18 protein-coding genes are annotated in these 19214 nt (G+C 36.0%); 6 read left to right on the forward strand and 12 right to left on the reverse strand.

What is annotated here, in order from left to right; genetic code table 11:
• Positions 1-4 precede the first annotated feature (4 nt).
• The 11 genes from KQI49_RS02750 to KQI49_RS02800 all read right to left on the reverse strand — a co-directional run bounded on the left by KQI49_RS02750 (position 5) and on the right by KQI49_RS02800 (position 9636).
• The gene (locus KQI49_RS02750) at positions 5-979 is read right to left on the reverse strand and encodes a lytic polysaccharide monooxygenase (RefSeq protein ID WP_253286627.1); all 975 of its coding nucleotides are present in this window, start codon (positions 977-979) and stop codon (positions 5-7) included.
• A gap of 232 nt (positions 980-1211) precedes the next feature.
• Positions 1212-2168, reverse strand: coding sequence for a hypothetical protein (locus KQI49_RS02755; protein ID WP_216486585.1), 957 nt, complete (start codon positions 2166-2168; stop codon positions 1212-1214).
• A gap of 217 nt (positions 2169-2385) precedes the next feature.
• Positions 2386-3000, reverse strand: coding sequence for a lysozyme inhibitor LprI family protein (locus tag KQI49_RS02760; RefSeq protein WP_216486586.1), 615 nt, complete (start codon positions 2998-3000; stop codon positions 2386-2388).
• A gap of 177 nt (positions 3001-3177) precedes the next feature.
• Positions 3178-3684 carry a PadR family transcriptional regulator gene (locus KQI49_RS02765; RefSeq protein WP_216486588.1) on the reverse strand — a complete coding sequence of 169 codons (507 nt, stop codon included), beginning with the start codon at positions 3682-3684 and terminating at the stop codon, positions 3178-3180.
• A 5-nt stretch (positions 3685-3689) separates the two neighbouring features.
• A complete protein-coding gene (locus tag KQI49_RS02770) occupies positions 3690-6155 on the reverse strand; it encodes an ABC transporter permease (RefSeq protein ID WP_216486590.1) in 2466 nt (821 codons plus the stop codon).
• On the reverse strand, positions 6124-6843 hold the full coding sequence (locus KQI49_RS02775) for an ABC transporter ATP-binding protein (protein WP_216486592.1): 720 nt from the start codon (positions 6841-6843) through the stop codon (positions 6124-6126). Before KQI49_RS02775 ends, KQI49_RS02770 begins: the two co-directional genes overlap by 32 nt.
• Before the next feature lie 246 nt (positions 6844-7089).
• Positions 7090-7542, reverse strand: a complete 453-nt coding sequence (locus KQI49_RS02780; RefSeq protein ID WP_216486594.1) for a carboxymuconolactone decarboxylase family protein — start codon at positions 7540-7542, stop codon at positions 7090-7092.
• A gap of 233 nt (positions 7543-7775) precedes the next feature.
• Entirely contained in the window at positions 7776-8018 is a 243-nt protein-coding gene (locus KQI49_RS02785; RefSeq protein WP_216486595.1) for a YkuS family protein, read from the reverse strand.
• A 131-nt stretch (positions 8019-8149) separates the two neighbouring features.
• Positions 8150-8905 (reverse strand): RQC-minor-1 family DNA-binding protein, encoded by a 756-nt coding sequence (locus tag KQI49_RS02790; protein WP_253286628.1) that lies wholly within the window; start codon positions 8903-8905, stop codon positions 8150-8152.
• Between the two features lies 1 nt (position 8906).
• Complete coding sequence (locus KQI49_RS02795) at positions 8907-9131, reverse strand: hypothetical protein (protein WP_216486597.1); 225 nt, start codon at positions 9129-9131, stop codon at positions 8907-8909.
• Between the two features lie 334 nt (positions 9132-9465).
• Complete coding sequence (locus KQI49_RS02800; protein WP_216486598.1) at positions 9466-9636, reverse strand: aspartyl-phosphate phosphatase Spo0E family protein; 171 nt, start codon at positions 9634-9636, stop codon at positions 9466-9468.
• A 378-nt stretch (positions 9637-10014) separates the two neighbouring features.
• Between KQI49_RS02800 and KQI49_RS02805 the strand changes: the two genes are divergently transcribed.
• From KQI49_RS02805 to KQI49_RS02830, 6 genes are all read left to right on the forward strand, one after another.
• Positions 10015-11469 carry a carbon starvation CstA family protein gene (locus KQI49_RS02805; protein WP_216486599.1) on the forward strand — a complete coding sequence of 485 codons (1455 nt, stop codon included), beginning with the start codon at positions 10015-10017 and terminating at the stop codon, positions 11467-11469.
• Positions 11470-11678: 209 nt separating this feature from the next.
• Positions 11679-12725: an NTF2-like N-terminal transpeptidase domain-containing protein gene (locus KQI49_RS02810; protein WP_216486600.1), complete on the forward strand. Its 1047-nt coding sequence runs from the start codon at positions 11679-11681 to the stop codon at positions 12723-12725.
• 68 nt (positions 12726-12793) lie between these two features.
• Positions 12794-13732: a penicillin-binding transpeptidase domain-containing protein gene (locus tag KQI49_RS02815; protein WP_253286652.1), complete on the forward strand. Its 939-nt coding sequence runs from the start codon at positions 12794-12796 to the stop codon at positions 13730-13732.
• A 61-nt stretch (positions 13733-13793) separates the two neighbouring features.
• Positions 13794-15881, forward strand: coding sequence for a peptidoglycan D,D-transpeptidase FtsI family protein (locus KQI49_RS02820; protein WP_216486604.1), 2088 nt, complete (start codon positions 13794-13796; stop codon positions 15879-15881).
• Between the two features lie 117 nt (positions 15882-15998).
• On the forward strand, positions 15999-16388 hold the full coding sequence (locus tag KQI49_RS02825; protein ID WP_216486606.1) for a BlaI/MecI/CopY family transcriptional regulator: 390 nt from the start codon (positions 15999-16001) through the stop codon (positions 16386-16388).
• On the forward strand, positions 16388-18190 hold the full coding sequence (locus tag KQI49_RS02830; RefSeq protein WP_216486607.1) for a BlaR1 family beta-lactam sensor/signal transducer: 1803 nt from the start codon (positions 16388-16390) through the stop codon (positions 18188-18190). Before KQI49_RS02825 ends, KQI49_RS02830 begins: the two co-directional genes overlap by 1 nt.
• Before the next feature lie 101 nt (positions 18191-18291).
• On the opposite strand, the gene KQI49_RS02835 is transcribed toward KQI49_RS02830, so the two are convergent.
• Positions 18292-18939, reverse strand: a complete 648-nt coding sequence (locus KQI49_RS02835; RefSeq protein WP_216486609.1) for a ribonuclease H1 domain-containing protein — start codon at positions 18937-18939, stop codon at positions 18292-18294.
• Positions 18940-19214 lie beyond the last annotated feature (275 nt).

A 19214-nucleotide genomic window follows, 5' to 3' on the forward strand; every position in this document is an offset into this window, starting at 1 on the left:
TTAACTATTGTTGTTCCCAAGCACTAGACTCATCTGGGGTTTCTCCTTGGGTCCACCATAATGCTTTATATGTTTTGCCATCATATGTGACTAAATCATTATTTAGATAAGCTTTGTTTTGATTCCAAGCAGGTACTTCTTGGTTTCCGTCATTTTCTCCCGAATTATCGTTATCTCCTGCATCTACAAGCACCCATACATCTGCTTCACCTGGTGTCTCACCTTGGGTCCACCACAGTGCTTGGTAAATGTCACCTTCATAGGACACTTCATCTCCACCCAAATAAACATCATTTGCATCCCAATTTGGCGCGCCATCGCCTGGCTGTTCAGGTTCTTCAGGTTCTTCCGGATCAGTTGGTTCGCCCGGTTCAACAAAGTCACCATCAAAATTAGCGTCAATCACTTGGTAAAAGGCATTTGCCGTATCAGCAACTTCCCAATACGCGAGAATAACATGATACCCCTCTCGTTCAGGAATCTCACAATCATGAGTCACAGTGAAGTCAGGACGCTTGCCTTCATCATCAATTGAACAGAACAATTCTAAGTCAGATCGTTTTAATGGACTGTTAGGATCCCATCCTTCTTTTGTTACATAGTAATCCCAATTTGCCGTGGCATGTGCTGCTGTTAACGTCCAGTTAAAAGTATAAGCACCACTTGACATACCAACTTTTGCCCAACGATCCTCACCCTGCTCATCTAGTTCGGGGAATACACCTCCACCACTAGCTATTTCACCATCTTCAACGCCTTCTTCCGGAAAGTTTCCAGGCCCTTCAATACTTTGAGGTTCATGTACGACACCACCACAATCCTCATTCACACCTTCCGCACATAACACAGCTCTACTGCTTGGACTATCCACATACCCGTGGGCAGATGCTGTAATACTAAAAGATATAGAAAGCGCTAACAATATTAGCCCACCAAATAGTAAGTGAATCGGATTCATCTTCAAAATTTGTAGATTCAATCGAATCAACCTCCAATTTAGTATTTGCTCAGACTAGTCTTAGTTGGCTACTTCAATTCACCTCCATATAACATTATAATGTTATTATATATAATATACTGATAAATTAAAAGAGTCTAATTAGTCATCCTCGAAAAGTTTATTGGCACTAACGGACTATAATTCAAGTGTGCCAGGTACACAAACGATTCTGAATTGTTTGTGTATCTGGCACCTTTCCACTGTCGTCTTCTTATGACTTAAATTCTCCCTCAATGGAGTAGTCCAGTTCAACATCATCCCATATTTTTTTATTAATGTTCAACCGTTTGGCCGGTACATAATCCGACTCCTCGCTTTGGGAATCTATTTCTATATTAAGTTCTTTTGCACCGATGATTTCTTTATTCAATATCGCATAAATTATTACAGTTCCCTTAAAATCAGCGTTATTATAGTTTTTGAATACCATACTTGCTGATGCATTGGTACGTCTTCTGCGCCAATTGAATTGCCCACTTTTTTCAACTTCGATAAATATTTTATCTATCGAATTTCCCTTTGGCAACTCATCTTTCCTTTGCTCAAATTTTTCATCCATTTCTTCGACTAACGGCTGTTCATCAAAATACAAACCAATAGTCACAGTTAAGAATAAAATGATTGAAGCGCCAATTAAAAAGATGGATGAAAATTTCCACATTTTTTTGTATGATTCATTCTTGGTTAGCTTCAAGAGTAAAGCTAATGGAGGAGCGCCTAATAAAATGATAAATGGGATAATACTTAACACACCGGCAATATTTTGCCAAGCCAGACTCGAAGACAAATCTGAAGCATCAATAGCAAACGATATAGAAAGCAAAGTTAAAGCACCGAGTAAGATAACACTCGATGATATCCATCCATATTTAAAAGGCGTTTTAAATATCCATTTTAGAAACAAAGCGATAATCGGAGTAATAAATATAATGATGAAGGCTGTAATAAAACCGATATCAAAGGCGGTAGATAATGGCCCTTCATCGTCTGGTGCTAAAGCCAAGCTAATAAATAATAGATAAGGAATCAATAAAACGATACTCGTTCTTTTCCAAACCGTTTTAAATGGCATCTTGCCAATCCAAGAAAAGAATAAAGCAATAATCGGAGCAATTATTATAACTAGAATGATAGCGATAATACCAAGTCCCACTAGCTCAAATATCAAAACAACACCTCCTAAAGGTGACATAACTAGCTCCAATAATTCTGACCTTATTCTTATTATAAAATAATCAGTTTCATTATTCAGTAGTACGTCTATGATTCTCGTCCCATAATAACACCATTCTGATCTCAAGATGAAACTTTATATTAAAACAATCAAACCACTCAAGTGAAAAACCCAGATCTTTTGATTTCTAAGTTTTTCTTAGAGTTATTGTTTATTCCATATAGTTATCGACCAATTCAAAGCTTCTTTCTTCCGTTAGATTGACTAGCACAGCTGTGTATTCCAGATGTTCTTGAGTACCACCTTCATATTTCAATGAAGCTTCTTTTGCTGTTTCGTCTCTGTAGGATAACCAATTTCGTTGTTCTTCTCGTAATTGATCCATATTTTCTTTTGTTAAATTTTCTTCTAAGACTCCGTACACTTCATTTAATAAACCATCCCAAACATCAAACTTCGCTCCTGCTAAATTTTTCTGAGCATAAGTTGAAGAATCAGTTGGTTCCTTGTCATCCCATTCGTTTTTAGCTTCATTTAGTTTTTCAAGGTAGACCTTTTTTAAGCCAACCTTTGCGTCGGTTTCTTCCGAGTTGTTGTTATCTTCCTGAGGATCCTGTTCATCGGTTGCGACATCTTCCTCATCATTATTGGTATCATCTGATTCTGTGTCTCGTTCTTCATTTTTTTCCAAATCGTCTGCACGGGAGTCTTCATCTTCGGTTAATTTAATGCTTGACTCCTCCTCTGAATCGCCAGAAGTAGCGCAGGCCCCGAGAAATAAAATTAATAAGAAACATGACAACATTATAAAATTTCTCTTATACATCTAAACAATCCCCTTTAAAATTAATATAAAAAACTTCTTTTAGAAGTATATCATTAATTCCTAAAAATAATATATGAGAATTGTGATTATTAATAATGTATTTTTTATGAGTTTGCAAAAAACAATCCCTCATGTCTTTTACAAGACAGGAGGGGATTAGTGAAAAAAGCCTCAAATTTAACTATGATTTCTATTTTCAACTTGATGAATCCAATTCAAATCTGCTTCTAAATGCAGAAGTGTGCCAGTAATTAATAAGTAGCGACTCTCATCACCTTGAAAAAGAAAATCCGCTTTTAATTGAGTTAATTCCATAACATCTTTCATGATCATTGCCTTTTGTTGGTCAAGCATTTTCTTTTCGTGTTTAAAGTCCATTCTGCGGGCACAACTCCATTTGAAGTGAAAATCATCTCTAGTAGAATGGTAGGGCACAGGTTCTAGTAGCCAGCTTTCTAACTCTTTTTTTCCGTTTGACGTTATGTCATAAAGCTTTCTATCTTGGTCATCTTTCCCTACAGATAACACAAATTGATCCCGAATTAAACGATCAAGTGTGGTATAAATTTGGCCAGGATTAATTTTACCTTTAACTCCCAGAAGTGATTCCAATCCTAGTTTTAATTCATAACCATGGTCTTTTTGTAGAGATAGCAATGTTAATATTCCGTACTTAACCGACATGTTGTTCAACCTTCTTTTAGTGATGATATAATATTTATTTTACTAGCCGTAGTACTCGAAATCCAAGAAGCCAAGAGACTTAAAGAAACACCAGCTATAAATGAGAGCAGGATACTACCTGGGGGAATGTGAAATGATATAAATCCTTCTAGTAGTTTAGACTGGCTCATAACATAAAGCAATATGAAACCCAATGCAATACCCCCAATAACTCCCGACACTCCTATAAGTAAGCCTTCTCCGATAATCATCTTTTTGACTTGCTGTTTAGTTAGGCCCAATGCTCGCATCGTACCAATTTCAGAAGTACGTTCAAAAGTATTCATGAGTAGAGTGTTCGCTGTACCAATACTAGCTAAGCCTACAACAAAAACTAACATAATTAAAATTAACTCATTCATACCCGTTAACGCTGAAGTAGTTGAATTAATTTTATCTTCTACGGTTTCAACTTTTGCAAGATGACCTCCGAAATCATCCCATAACGGATTTCGTAATTGATCCCCGCTATATCCTTCGTTTAAGGTCAACAGCATATCGAAATTATTCATCCAACCAAATTCATTATTTAAATGATTTTCATCCATAAATGCAACATAACCTGAATAATTTGATGTTTTCACAACATCAACAACATTAAATTGTTGTGTGCCTGAGGGTGTATTAATTGTGATGTAATTCCCTATATTGCCACCCCACTCATCAAAAGCCCTTTCTCCGAGAAGAATAGACGGTTCTTTTGCCAACTCATTATATAAGTAATCCTTTTCATGGCTCTCAAATAAACTTGGTCCATCTTTATCAACTGCAAAAACAGAGAATTGTCTATTCATTCCATCAATTGTTTCCCAAGTAATCGGAGTAGCTTCAGTCAGAGGTTCAACATTTTCAACAGCATCATAAGATAGCAATCTTGTCATGTCCTTATCAGTCCACGCTGCCTCCGATGTAATTCTTAGGTCGCCTCCATAAGTACTTTTAATTTCTTTTTCATAACCTTCAGGAGCGGATTCGATAACAGCACTTAACAATAGAATAACTGAGATACCAATAGCAAGAATGGAGGCAGTATTTGCATTTCTATTTAATTGTTGTGTAAGATTTTGAGCCGCTAGATTTCCAGAATATCCGAGGAAAGTCTTTAAAACAGGCATAAAAATCCATTTTAACAGCATTAACAAGAATGGAAACAATAAAATGACACTTACGATAATGGCTATATAAGAGATAGGGTGATTGATAAAGATAAAAAACAGTAAGACCGCACCCAAGACAACTCTAGTTATATATTTCTTCGTTGATGATTGTGTTTGGTTTGCTGTCTTTAATGTCAACAATACAGAGGTCTTGCCCGCATTGTAAATCGGAAACAAAGAAAAAATGACTGGAAATAAAAGGCCTATGATTACTGATATTACTGTAGGTATTTTCCAATTCAAACTGTAAACCATGTCAAACTCAAACACTCCAAGCAACCCTTGCATAAACATATCTCCGAGCCAAATTCCTATGGGGGTCCCGATAGCTGTCCCGATAATTGCTAATAGAGATACTTCAATCAGAATAAGCTTATAGATAGAACTTTGAAGATACCCAAAGCTCTTCATAATCGCAAATTCTTTTTTTCTCTCCATAACACTTGTATAAATCATGTTAAAAACAATGAAACCACTGATGAACATCGATAATCCGGCAATTAAATAAAAGAATGTATAAAGTCCTCCAATGTCGTTACTCTGTCGATCGTCAGCGACAACGGGTTGTATGTAGGTATGTGAATTCTGAAACTCACTCTGTAGAGATTGAAAGAGTTTCTCTCCTTCTCCATTTGTTTGAAATCTTACATAAGAAAGCTCGTTATCCATTCCTGTCCAATCTCTTAATAATTCAAGTGGAGCCATCATTCGGAAACTGCTTGATTCCGCACCTTTCCAGTCACCTGGACTTACGAGTAGCTGCGTATATTCTACAATGGCAGAAATTTTGGCTTCACCCATATTGGTAAACTTAATTGTATCGCCTACCTTTTTATTTAACAAATTTGCTGTGGAATCAGGAATGACTAACCCTTTATTGTCTAAAGTCCCCTCAATAACCGGAAGTTTTAATAATGAGCTATCTTGATTATCAACACCTGTAATTCGTACAGCTCTTTGATTTACGGTTTGATCACCATCAAGCTCTAAGAATGCTTGCTTATCAAGTGCTAGTAAGGTTTCCGTTACTTCTGAACTGGACAAAAGCGGTAAAACATCATCCTCAGGATATGTATGTTCATCACTCAAAACCCAGTAATCAGCATTTGCGACATACATCTGTTCATAATAGTTGAAAACATCATTGGTCGTTCTGTCAGCAATCAGCATAGAGGTCACAAATGCTGTGCCTAAAATAATTCCTAGTAAAGAAATGAAAAATCTTTTTTTATTTTGTATGATGTTACGCCATGAAATTCGCCACATATTTAGCATAATCTTCATCCTTTCTAGAAATTAATTGATCGACCACCCCATCTTTAAAAAGAATAATCCGATTAGCAAATCCAGCTGCAAAAATATCATGTGTCACCATTATAATTGTTTGATTACTTTCTCGATTGAACTTTGACATGAGGCCTAGAATTTCTTCAGCTTTATTTCTATCTAAATTTCCAGTTGGCTCATCAGCCAATAAAACAGTAGGATGGTTGACCAATGCCCTAGCTATAGCTACCCGTTGTTGTTGACCACCACTAAGTAAACTGGCTCGTTTTCTGCCAAGTTCTTTTAATCCGACAGAATTCATTAATTCATAAATTTCTTTATTTTTTTCCCTGGTTAAACTCCCATCTGCATGAATAGGAAAAGCTATATTTTCTTCCACTGTTAATGTGGGGAGAAGCTGATAATTTTGAAAAATAAAGCCTATATATTTTCTTCGGAATATCGTTCTTTCTTTCTCCGACATAGTATTTAAGTTATTCTGATTTATTAAATTTTCTCCTTCAGTAGGTATATCAAGGCCACCCAAAAGTTGAAGTAATGTGCTTTTCCCGGAACCACTTGGCCCCATTACAGCTACAAATTCTCCTTCCTCAACGTTTAAATCAATACCTTTAAGCACTTGAGTTCTTTCTTGTCCTTGAATGAATTCTTTTTTTAAATTCCTAACTTTAATCATGGTTTAATTCCTCCCATCTTCGTTATGAATATTATATACTAAGTATATATTTTATCAAACCTATCACTTCAATTATTTACTAATAATTTATATAATAACAAAACCATCTGCTAAATAATATATACTAAGTACATATAAATTAGCAGATGGTTTTGTGTAAGTTTTAAATCTACAGAGACATTCTTAAAGAATTAGCTTTTATTAAAAAAGTGGCCTGTATCTTTCTAAAATTTTGCTTTTATAAAGTCACTCATCCTCATTAGCCGTAGCAAAATTCCCCATAGAAATTGCCAATCGATTCCAAGTATTGATTTGATTAATAATCACGATGAGATCAACATAGTCTTTTTCGTCAAAAAAGTTGCGTACATTTTTGTACAGGTCTTCGGGTACACCTTTTACTGAGATATCTGTCACATGTTCGGTCAATGCCAAGGCTGCTTTTTCTTTTTCTGAATAAAAATTGCATTCCCTAAATGCATTCAAACAATAAATACGCTGCTCTGTTTCACCCATTTTTCGTGCGTCTGATGTATGCATGTTCAAGCAATGCGCACAACCGTTAATTTGAGATGCGCGGATTTTCATTAGTTCACGAAGCTTTCGGTCGATATTCGACTGTTTTGTATACTTTTCTAAAGACTTCATCAATTCAATGACTTCGGGTGCTGTATTATAGTAATCAATCCGTTTTTCCACAAAATAACCTCCCTTTAATTTTTAAACATATTAATAAAAAACTCCGCTTTCAGTTTTTCCCTTAGCAGCAAGGTCTAAACGGTGTTTTGGTATCTTGATGATAGCAATTTTGTAAAGTGTTAAAAGTTCTACAACGCTTCAATAAAAAGAGGTGAGCCTATCAGGTTCACCTCTTTGGATTCTATGCTATTCAATTATCCATTTTCAACCCGTTGTGGATATTCTTATTAAAATTACTGGACTCTTTCACTCACCATGTCGCACACTTCTTCAGCCGAAACCCCTTGCGCATTAATGACCGAGTTTTCAGTAACCACATCGGCAATGCCCATAACATCTTTATCCTGACCTGAAATAACAGCCATATCGCAATTCTTTGCGTCTTCCTCATTTTTCAAGTCAACTACATTGTATCCCTTTTCCATAAGTGCATCTTTCACATTCGATAACGATTGTTCAACTCCTATACGAGCCATGTCTTTTTCCTCCTTAAGTAGTAACTCATCGCTATTAAGTTTTCCAAAAGAGGGAAAAATATACGTGTTAGACACCGAATCAATTCAGAGTTAGTTCATGACTAGGGCACTGGAATTTTGCGTGATGGATGCTAGAATTCATCAATCATCTGACCGAATCTTCTTCTTTCTCGGCACTTTTCACATCGGTTTGGCATGGAGAAACCTTTTTCTTTATAAAATCTTTGTTCTCCTACAGTAAAGGTAAATCTTTCACTACACTCCCAGCATTTAAGTCGCAAGTCCTGCGGTGGGGAGCCTTTGAGATATTGTTGCAGTATACTTTTTCGTTCGTCGATTGCAACTTTATCAACTGGCTCATTATTTTTCAATGCCTCAATAACCGTTTGGATCGCAGCTCGTACTTTTTTATATTCAATGTCTTTCCATGCTTCTAGAAAAGGAATGAAGCGTGGATTTCCCGTTTCTCTTACTTTGTCAAGAAACAATAAAATCATGTCTCTGTTACGATCCTTTAAGTAACCCATGTCAAGTTCAGATTGATTATCGGACAACCACTCGACCCATTCCTGCAAAAATTCATCGGCACGCTGATCGGATTCCAGCGCCCATCCTCGATCAGTGAAAACAATAGTAGGGAGTTTCCCCTGAAAGTGAAGTTCGAGAAAATCATAGTCAATCATCCAATCGACCTTTTTAAGTATTTCTGCCATTGTTTCAGTGCTGAAAGATCCATAAGCAGGGTTGGTATCAAGGCCTAATTCAAGTACCCGTTTTTCTTTAGAACCTTTTAATATTTTGACAAGTTGCGTTCGTCCACCCATTGCAATAATTTGATCCGCCGCTCTTAAGATAGTAAGTATTTCCTTTGCAGTTAAAGGCTCCATACTAGTTGCCATCCTCCCCAAGAACTTTTCCAAATTTATCTTCATACAAGTTGCGAACCCATACTTTTACCGGTTCCTTCCATTGCTGAGTCGGGGAAGGTATATTCTTGAGCAAACTTTTAGGCGTCATTCCAAGCTCTTTCGCCATTTGAATATCATATTGATTCAACCTGCATCTCTTCTTCGCTTCTGCCCAGTCGTTTTTGTGCTTTTTCTTTTTCCCCATGATGATTTTCCTCTCTTTTATATTTTTAATTATTAAAATATCCATCTTTCTGCTTTCGATATACATATTATATTTAATTTTAATATAGACACAGGAAGCTTTTCAATAGTCAAGTCAAGGTTATGAAATTGTTCAGGGGGTGATACATATAAAAAAACCGAAGTAGAATTCATTGTTGAAGAGTTAGAAGAATTTATTCCTTTTGATTAAGACAACAGGTCGCCAGGTACGCACATAATCTCGAATAAAGTCTATACTTGGCACCCGTTTTTTGATTTAACTTTATCCGTGCTTCACTCAGCATGTCAACCCGACATCAATAAACGACGGAGCTTCAATCTTTGTCTTTGCGTTTTTGGTACTCGACAATCAGCTCGTCAAGATTCTGACTGCTTTTAAGCGTTTTGGAATTATTTAACCCCATATTAATGCCTAAATCCATCATTTCTTTTTTCATATTTTCAATTTTATTTTCCAATTCTTTAAGTAGTTGTTGATCTTTCATTAGTTTACCCCTTTATAATCTATAAGAACATATGTTCCTAACTTCTAATGTACTACATCGAAACCAATAATACAAACTTTATCTGCATTTTTAGAAAAAGTTAACAAGCGAATGGATTCGTGTTTTTGAGGCATGTTTGAAGTTGTTTCGTTAAGCTAGTGATATAATAAACGCTTATTAGCTGGGCTGCATTATTCTATGGCCTTTCATTTGATTCTATGGTCCCTTCCTTCTGTTCTATAGCCCCTTCATGCGACTTTACATAAGTATCTAATACTGCTTACCTCATGTTTCGTAGTTAAAGATTGATTTTTGTGAAGTGACTTGTATAATTATATCGGGGAAAGCGCTTTCTATAAAAAGGAGGATGTTTAATAGATGATTACATTTTTAGTGGCGATAGCCTTGTTGGTTATTGCATATTTCACATACGGTAAGTTTGTTGAAAAAACGTTCGGGGTAGACGAGGAAAGACAAACACCGGCTTATGCGAATCAGGACGGGGTAGATTATGTGCCGATGCATAAGCAAAAAAATGCGCTTATTCAACTTTTAAATATAGCGGGAACGGGGCCGATTTTCGGACCGATAATGGGTGCTTTATTCGGGCCTGTCGCCTTTCTCTGGATCGTGCTTGGCTCGATTTTCGCCGGAGGGGTTCATGATTATTTAACAGGGATGATTTCGATTAGAAACAGAGGGGCACATATCCCTGAGCTTGCTGGTAAATTTTTAGGGAAAATTGCTAAGCACTTAGTAAATTTCTTTGCGCTTTTATTATTACTATTAGTTGGAACCGTTTTCGTCACAACACCTGCCTCATTATTACACGTGTTAATTGATGGAAAAGTTGCTCTTATCGTTATCGTGATGGTTATATTCACTTATTTTCTCTTATCTACCATTTTACCAATCGACAAAATCATTGGACGAATTTATCCGTTCTTTGGTGCCGTCCTTCTCATTGGTACCATCGGGGTAGGAATTGCTTTGATATTCTCGGATTACTCTATTCCTGAGTTGAACATTCAGAATATGCACCCAGAAAATACACCGATTCTACCAATCTTGTTTTTAACAATTACTTGTGGAGCGTTATCAGGTTTCCACGCTACTCAGTCACCACTAATCGCGAGAACGACACAAAAAGAAAAAGAAGGACGTTATATTTTTTACGGCATGATGGTTGCTGAAGGTGTGATCGCTATGATCTGGGCCGCTGCTGCAATTAGCTTATTTGACGGCCAAACATTACAAGGTTTAATTAATGAAGGTACCGCTTCTCTTGTCGTTAATGAAGTTTCCATGACGCTTCTCGGTGCTGTCGGTGGTACGATTGCTGTTCTTGGTGCAGTCGTTCTTCCCATCACATCTGGTGATACAGCGTTCCGAGCTGCACGTAATATCATCGCAGATTACTTAAACATTAATCAAATTAAACTAGCAAAGCGTCTTGCTATTGCTATTCCATTATTTGTTGTATCTTACTGGTTGACGACCATTGATTTTAATATATTATGGCGTTACTTCTCTTTTGCCAACCAAGGAACAGCAGCACTCGCCCTGTGGATCGGCACGATGTATTTACTAGTGAAAAAGAAAAATTACTTTATCGCGCTCATCCCCGCCTTGTTCATTACAGATATGGTTATTGCTTATATCTTGTATGATAGTAATCTAGGCTTCGGGTTGTCATATAGCACGTCACACATTGGCGGGCTCATCACAACGGTATTGATTGCTGTTTTATTCTTCTGGAAAGGCAAGAAAAATAAAATGGAAAACTTGCAAGTGGACCTTGAAGTTCAAGATTCGAAAAACGACGTTGCATAGAAAAACAGACGGGGGTGCCCTCGTCTGTTTGCTGTTTTTTAACTAAAACTACTTTTTTCATCAGCAAAGGCTATTTCCTATAGAAGCTGGGCTTGAACACTATTCAAAGTTGATATCTATAAAATATATGCTATAATTACCCTAATTACTACAGGTGTAGTTTTACCCTAAATACTACAAACGTAGTAATTAATTCAAATGAAAGTGACGTGAATGATGTGAATCGTAGAATTACACACAAAAAAAGAAGAGCCAATTCCTCTTTTATTTTTAAATTAATCATGACATTTGTATTTGCAAGTCTCACTGGCTTGATTATTTATAAAGTAATCATCGAAAACGATAGTAGCGAAGTAAATAAGAAAGCAGATGCTTTCATTCAAATATTAGAAAACAAAGACTATGACAACTTAGATAAGGTGTTGGAACCACAATCATACACTTCCTTAGAATACTCCCTTGATGACGTTATAAAAAAATATCAACAAATATTTAACGGGATTCAGATAAATCATATACATGCTTCCAACATTAAAATTAATAAAATAAATAACCAAGAATACGACTTTACTTTCCGTTTAAGCTTTACCACCCCTTTAGGAAAGTTAGAAGGATTGAATTATCACACAAAAATAATAAAAACAAATCATCATTTCTTATTAAAATGGGATCCCTCATTAATTCTTCCTGGCATGGAAGGTAAGGATAAAGTGTCCTTTCGAGTTTTAAAAGCGGAACGAGGCGAAATCAAGGATCGCTTAAATAACGGATTAGCAATAAATAAAGAGTTTAAGTCGTTAGGCATTGTACCAAGCGATCTAAAAGAAGGCGATGAGAAGAAGAAAATATTAGAAACTATAAGTCAGGTATTTGATATACCGATTGATGAAATAAATCAAAAGTTAAATCAAAGTTGGGTGAAAGATGATTTATTTGTTCCTATAAAAATGATCGATCCTAGTAAGGCGGAGGAAATGCCTGGAGTAACTTATCAAAACACAAAACGTCGATATTACCCTTTAAAAGAAGCTGCAGCTCATTTAATTGGTTATACAGGAAAAGTAACTAAAGAAGATTTGGAAAAACATCCTTCTCTTGCTGAAGGAGACATCATTGGAAAATCTGGATTAGAGAAAACCCTAGATAAAGACTTACGCGGTACAAATGGTGGAGAAATAATAATTGTCGATGAACAAGGACATAAAAAACAAGTCGTACAAGAAACAAAAAAATTGATGGAAAAGATGTTCATCTAACGATTGATGCTTATATTCAGACAGAAGCATTTGAAAATTTAAATAAACAACCTGGTTCCACCGTTGTGATGAATCCCAAAGATGGAGGATTTTATGCTCTCGCATCTTCCCCTTCTTTTGACCCTAATTTAATGACACAAGGAATATCTCAAAAGGACTACGACGTGTATGCAAACAATCCCGATAAACCATTTATCTCCAGATTTGCAGTCCGGTATGCTCCTGGTTCTACTTTTAAAGCCCTTACAGCCAGTATTGGCTTAGATAGTAAAGTAACTTATCCGGATAAGGTAAGAAAAATTGAAGGTTTAAATTGGAAAAAGAATAAATCCTGGGGAGATTACTCGGTCACTCGTGTTTCCGATGTTGAAAATGTTGATATGAAAAAAGCGCTTATCTATTCCGATAATATTTATTTTGCGCAAGAGGCTCTTGAAATGGGAGAAGAAACGTTTAGAAAAGGTCTCGATCAGTTTATTTTTGGTGAGGAACTCGATCTCCCCATAGCCATGGAGCCAGCCCAAATTTCAAATAAACCAACATTTGATTCAGAGATTCTGTTAGCCGACACCGCCTATGGTCAGGGTGAGTTACTAATTTTACCTATTCAGCAGGTAGCCATGTATTCAATCTTTCAAAATGAAGGAGATATTGTTTATCCAAGATTAATAAATGATGATAGCGAACCTAAAACAAAATCGGCTATCACAAGCGCAACTGCAAACGAAATGAAACACCGTCTAGAAGAGGTGGTTAACAATCCTAATGGAACAGCGCATAGATTATCTAACCCGAAATATGAACTAGCTGCCAAAACCGGAACCGCGGAGTTAAAAAGGCGTAAAGGCGAAAAAGGAGTTGAAAATAGTTTTTTACTAGCTTTTGAAAAGAAAGAGGACAGTTTCATACTTCTTTCACTTGCAGAAGATTATTCGTCAGGCAACTCTGCAACCCAATTGAACAGTAGTTTTATTGATAATTTATACGATTATCTTCATAAGCGATAACAATGAAACAGAAATTGTATCGATAAAAGTCACAACAAAATTCAAATAAGTGAGGATTCCCATGAAACAAAAAAGAAAAAAGAGCGTACAACTTCCTTTTCGTTTAAATTTACTATTTTTTATTATTTTTGTACTCTTCACTGCGCTTATCACTCAATTAGGGACTGTCCAGATTTTAAACGGACAAAAATATCAAGATGAAGTTTATAGTACAGTTAAAGATACGATTAAAATTCCAGTACCACGCGGAAACATCTATGACCGAAACCATAAAGTAGTCGTTGATAATAAAGCGTTATACGCCATTACCTATATCCCGCCAAAAGGCGTTCAAGCAGAGGAAAAACTGAAAGTAGCCCAAGATTTATCCAAATTTATGACCTTGTATGATAAAAAAACGAAAAAAAGTAAACTAAAAACGATTACCGATCGTGAAAAAAGAGAGTATTGGTATTTGCGTCATCCAAAAAAAGCAAATAAAAAAATATCTAAGAAAGAAATCTCTAAATTGGATAACACAGAACAATATAATACGATTTTAGATCGAATTACAAAAGATGAAATTAGCCACTTTTCAGAAGAAGATTTACAAATTATTTTAATAAAAAAAGAAATGGATAAAGCATATGAACTAACACCAAAAATTATCAAAAATGAAAATGTTTCTTTTGAAGAATATGCCAAAGTTTCCGAGCATTTAGATGAATTACCTGGAATTAATACGACGACTGACTGGAACAGGTCTTATCCCTTCAAGGATACGTTTAAAAATATATTAGGAACGGTTACCTCAGAAAAACAAGGTATCCCTTCTGAGAAACTAAGTACGTATCTTGCTAAAGGTTATAACCGAAACGACCGAGTCGGCAAAAGTGGCTTGGAAGAACAATATGAAGATTTTTTGCAGGGAAAGAAAGAACAAGTTCAATATACGACGAATAAACAAGGTGAAATAGTCGATACAAGTAAAATTTCCGATGGTGAAAGCGGCAATGACTTAGTATTGACGATTGACATGGATTTACAGAAACGCGTTTCCGACCTAACCAGAGATCAACTGAAGACTACAAAAAATAAAAATCCCTATTTAAATCGATACCTACAAGATGTTATGGCCGTAGCACTCAATCCCAAAACAGGTGAAATTTTAGCAATATCAGGCCAACATTACAATAAAGAAAAAGGTAAATATGAAAATGCGGATCATCAAGTAATGTATGATGCCAGACAACCTGGTTCTGTCGTGAAAGGTGCTACTATCTTATCGGGTTTTCAATCGGAGGTAATTAATATCGGTACTACGTTTTACGATGAGCCTATAAAAATTGCCGGAACACCCCCAAAAAAGTCTTGGAAGCCTTATGGTTTAGGAACATTAAATGATATCGATGCCCTAAAAGTATCTTCAAACATATATATGTTCCATATCGCCATGCGTATGGGAGGCGAATATAATTATCAGCCAGGGAAAAAAATAGTCTATCATCCTGAAGCGATAACAGAGATGCGAAATTATTTTAGCCAATTCGGACTTGGCGTTGAAACACGTGTTGATTTTCCTTATGAAGCAACAGGGTATAAAGGCGAACACCCGAAAGCAGGGAATCTATTGGACTTTGCAATTGGCAACTACGATACATTCACCACGTTACAGCTGGCACAATATGTATCAACAATCGCCAATGATGGTTATAGAATCCGCCCGCACTTTCTCAAAGAAGTCAGAGCACCAATTGCCGAAGATTACCTAGGACCAATACGAAAAGAAATCAACCCAGATATTCTAAACAAGATTCAAATGGATGATCAATATATTAAACGGGTTCAAGAAGGATTTCGTCGAGTTGCTCAAAGTACTGACGGAACAGCTCATAGTTATTTTAATGAAGCTCCTTACAACTCTTACAATATTGCTGCTAAGACTGGAACAGCTGAAAATGAAATATATGAAGACGGTAAGAAAGTGGCAAATACGGAAAATCATTCATTGGTTGCCTACGCCCCTTTTGATAATCCCGAAATCGCGATTGCAGTCCTTGTACCCAATACAGGCATAGGGTTGGGCACACCTACGAAACACAATATCGCCAAAGGAATTTTTAAAGCCTATTACGATTTAAAAAAGGAAAGAGAATCGGAAAATAACTAATAAAAATAGTAATCTATCATCAAAGGTACCTTGCCGTGAATAGTTAAAACATACTTTAAAGATTTGGGGCTTCTTGCTATAATAGATACTACAGTTGTAGAAGCAGGAGGAATTCAAATGGAAAATATGCCACAAATATCTGAAGCCGAATATGAAGTGATGAAAGTTGTATGGAAATATGAGCCAATTTCTACACCAGAGATTGTGGACAAAGTATTGCAAAAAATAGACTGGAAACCGAATACCGTCCAAACCATGCTTACACGACTTGAAAAGAAAAAAGCATTAAAAGCAGAAAAAGTCGGCCGAGCCTTTGTTTATCAATCACTTATTGAACAATACGAATTCGTAGAGAAAAAAAGTAAATTGTTTCTTGATCAATTTTTCGGTGGCACCTTAAATTCAATGGTGCTAAATTTCATAGAAAATGATCAACTATCCGATGAAGATATTTCCGAGTTAAAACAGATATTATCTGAAAGGGATATGAAAGAAGGCGAAAAATAATGGACAACATTATACTTCGATTATTAATAAGTACTGTGGTCGTATCCCTTCTCATTTTATCTATTCTTCTAGTGAAAAAAACATTTTCCAAACATCTATCAATCCAAACACATTATAAAGTCTGGTATTTTTTATTCGTACCATGCATTGGTTTTCTTTTTCCATGGAAGACGTTCCACTTAGGAGAATACCTTTCTAATGTTATTAACAACAATCCTTTTTGGAAAAATAAAGACGTTATACCTAGAAGCGAAGGAACGACCAATGCCAACATGTCTGGTGAATCAAACACCAACTTATTACACGATTTGACTGTATCTATAGACAAAACATCCCTAGATACCTTTTATAACGTATTTTTTATTGTTTGGCTTATTGGAATAATCTTTTTCACAGGAATGATTATATATTCACTCTATCAGATCAATCGATTGAAAAAAGCGTCTACGACAATCAAAAACAAACAAATAAATGACATGCTGGCAAGATGTATAAAAGAAGTGGGAGTGAAGAGGAAAATAAAACTACGAGAAAGTTCTCTATTAAACTCTCCAATTACGCTAGGACTTTTTCGTCCTTTTATCATCATACCTAAAGAAACCCGGCAAACTTTCACAACCAATGACTTAAAATATGTTTTTCTACATGAATTAAGTCACCAAAAAAATAAAGATATCTTGGTTAATTATGCAATGTGGTTTTTAAAAACTATTTATTGGTTTAACCCGCTTGTATGGTACGCCTTTAATAAAATGCGTGTTGACCGAGAACTAGCGTGTGATGCTTCCGTTTTAAATTTATTAAATGAAAAAGGGCATGTTGAATACGGACATACCATTATTCATTTTGCAGATAACAGATATACGCGACCTTATGAACAGTTCAGTCCAGGAATCGGAGGAACAAAGAAACAAATAAAACAAAGAATTCTCGCCATTGCCAGCTATTCAAAAGAATCTCTGCACTTGAAATGGAAAAGCAAAGTCATTTACGCCCTTCTTGGGGTATTCGTATTAACCCTTACCCCACTAACCGCTGTTGTGGCAAACACAGACGATGTCTATCATTTCACCGAAAAAAATGTAGTATATGAAGACCTCAGTACCTATTTTGATGGTTATGATGGAAGTTTTGTTTTATTTGATAGTTCAAGTAAACAATATCATATTTATAATCAAGAAATGAGTCAACAACGAGTATCTCCCGACAGCACATATAAAATTTATTCAGCTTTATTCGCTTTAGAAGCAAATGTTATCACCCCAAGCAACAACGAAAGAGATTGGGATGGCCATAGCCATCCTTATAAGGAATGGAATAAAGACCAAAATTTATCTACCGCGATGAGTCATTCGGTGAATTGGTATTTCCAAGATATTGATCGAAAACTCGGGAAAGAACAACTACAACATTATTTTGATAAAATAAATTATGGGAACAAGAATCTTTCAGCAAACCTGGATAGTTACTGGATGGAATCTTCGTTAAAAGTATCACCCATTGAACAAGTTCAATTATTGTATGAATTAGAGGAAAACAAATACGATTTTAATGAAGATAATATTCAAGCTATAGAAAAGGCAATCCATATCGATGATCAATCGGATGGACACTTATATGGTAAAACTGGTACGGGAACAATCAATGGCATAGATATGAATGGTTGGTTTATTGGCTTTGTGAAAAAAGCAAATCGTACTTTTTATTTTGCAGCTAATATTCAAAATGAAGATGGACAAGCCACTGGAAACATGGCTGCAGAAATAACCACTCAGATTCTACATGATAAGAATATCTACTAATCGATTAGTGCAAAAAGTCGATTGTGTATTGTTGCATGTGTTATTTTTTCTTAAAAAGCAGAGGATTTAACTGTCCTCTGCTTTAGATTTATATTGATTATTTACTTCCGTCCAAAATCCGCCTTACTCTCACCCCAAAATCGAGTTTCCCATTTAAGTATCTTATTCCTATATGTATTGTTGTTTAACCACTTTACAGCCCGGTCAATCAACTTCCATAAATGTTCTGTAGATGAATCCCTCGGAATGGTGGTGTTCGCCTTCCGCTTCCTTACCCAACCAATAGCTATTTTCGAGTCTGAATACACGGGAAAATCACTGTTTTTTTCTTTCATCCAAGCAAGGGCGTGAACAATCGCTAAAAATTCGCCAATATTATTCGTGCCATGTTGCACAGGACCATAATGAAAAAGTTCTTCTCCGTTTTTGGTGTAGACTCCTTTATATTCCATCAGTCCGGGATTACCACTACATGCCGCATCGACGCTTATACTTTCTTCTATATATGTTGAATCGGGTTGCTCTGGAGCTCGGGATGATGTAGTAGAGTTCTTTGTTTTAGATTTAGTTGGCGGGTTGGTAGTCTGGGCATGCCCCCTTTTAAAAGCATCTTCCGCTTCTTTTTTCGAGGGAAAAGATTTATATTTTGCCCCTTTCACTCCTATAACTTGTTTTTTACATTCCTCCCAAGTCTCAAAAATCCCAGTTTTCTTACCCGACCAAACGACATAATATTTCTTATTAGCCATGTTATTCTCCTTTGTTAATTGTCTGCTTCACGATTGAAGTGCACAAAACGACTATGTGTTTATGTTTCTAGTCCAAGACCGTACATTGTTCAGTCTTTATTTTACCTTCATCCAGATATCGGTTTCAATTCTGTTATACGCAGGGTTTACCTCATATAATATAAGGCCTGTGCTCCGCTCTATATAGTATAATTAAAATACGCATGCCTGAGTCCTACCTCCATTATACATTAAAAATAATTATTACAATTGAAGCCTATCTTCGAAAGACGAAG

This window comes from Virgibacillus sp. MSJ-26 (assembly GCF_018918075.1).
In the GTDB taxonomy this organism is placed as follows: Bacteria; Bacillota; Bacilli; order Bacillales; family Amphibacillaceae; genus MSJ-26.

Excerpts from the sequence above, each read along its gene's own strand:
- KQI49_RS02825 (WP_216486606.1), top strand. The coding sequence starts at position 15,999 with ATGGAAAATATGCCACAAATATCTGAAGCCGAATATGAAGTGATGAAA.
- KQI49_RS02835 (WP_216486609.1), bottom strand. The coding sequence starts at position 18,939 with ATGGCTAATAAGAAATATTATGTCGTTTGGTCGGGTAAGAAAACTGGG.
- KQI49_RS02785 (WP_216486595.1), bottom strand. The coding sequence starts at position 8,018 with ATGGCTCGTATAGGAGTTGAACAATCGTTATCGAATGTGAAAGATGCA.
- KQI49_RS02800 (WP_216486598.1), bottom strand. The coding sequence starts at position 9,636 with ATGAAAGATCAACAACTACTTAAAGAATTGGAAAATAAAATTGAAAAT.
- KQI49_RS02775 (WP_216486592.1), bottom strand. The coding sequence starts at position 6,843 with ATGATTAAAGTTAGGAATTTAAAAAAAGAATTCATTCAAGGACAAGAA.
- KQI49_RS02830 (WP_216486607.1), top strand. The coding sequence starts at position 16,388 with ATGGACAACATTATACTTCGATTATTAATAAGTACTGTGGTCGTATCC.
- KQI49_RS02820 (WP_216486604.1), top strand. The coding sequence starts at position 13,794 with ATGAAACAAAAAAGAAAAAAGAGCGTACAACTTCCTTTTCGTTTAAAT.
- KQI49_RS02790 (WP_253286628.1), bottom strand. The coding sequence starts at position 8,905 with ATGGAGCCTTTAACTGCAAAGGAAATACTTACTATCTTAAGAGCGGCG.
- KQI49_RS02805 (WP_216486599.1), top strand. The coding sequence starts at position 10,015 with ATGATTACATTTTTAGTGGCGATAGCCTTGTTGGTTATTGCATATTTC.
- KQI49_RS02795 (WP_216486597.1), bottom strand. The coding sequence starts at position 9,131 with ATGGGGAAAAAGAAAAAGCACAAAAACGACTGGGCAGAAGCGAAGAAG.
- KQI49_RS02765 (WP_216486588.1), bottom strand. The coding sequence starts at position 3,684 with ATGTCGGTTAAGTACGGAATATTAACATTGCTATCTCTACAAAAAGAC.
- KQI49_RS02815 (WP_253286652.1), top strand. The coding sequence starts at position 12,794 with ATGAATCCCAAAGATGGAGGATTTTATGCTCTCGCATCTTCCCCTTCT.
- KQI49_RS02770 (WP_216486590.1), bottom strand. The coding sequence starts at position 6,155 with ATGCTAAATATGTGGCGAATTTCATGGCGTAACATCATACAAAATAAA.
- KQI49_RS02760 (WP_216486586.1), bottom strand. The coding sequence starts at position 3,000 with ATGTATAAGAGAAATTTTATAATGTTGTCATGTTTCTTATTAATTTTA.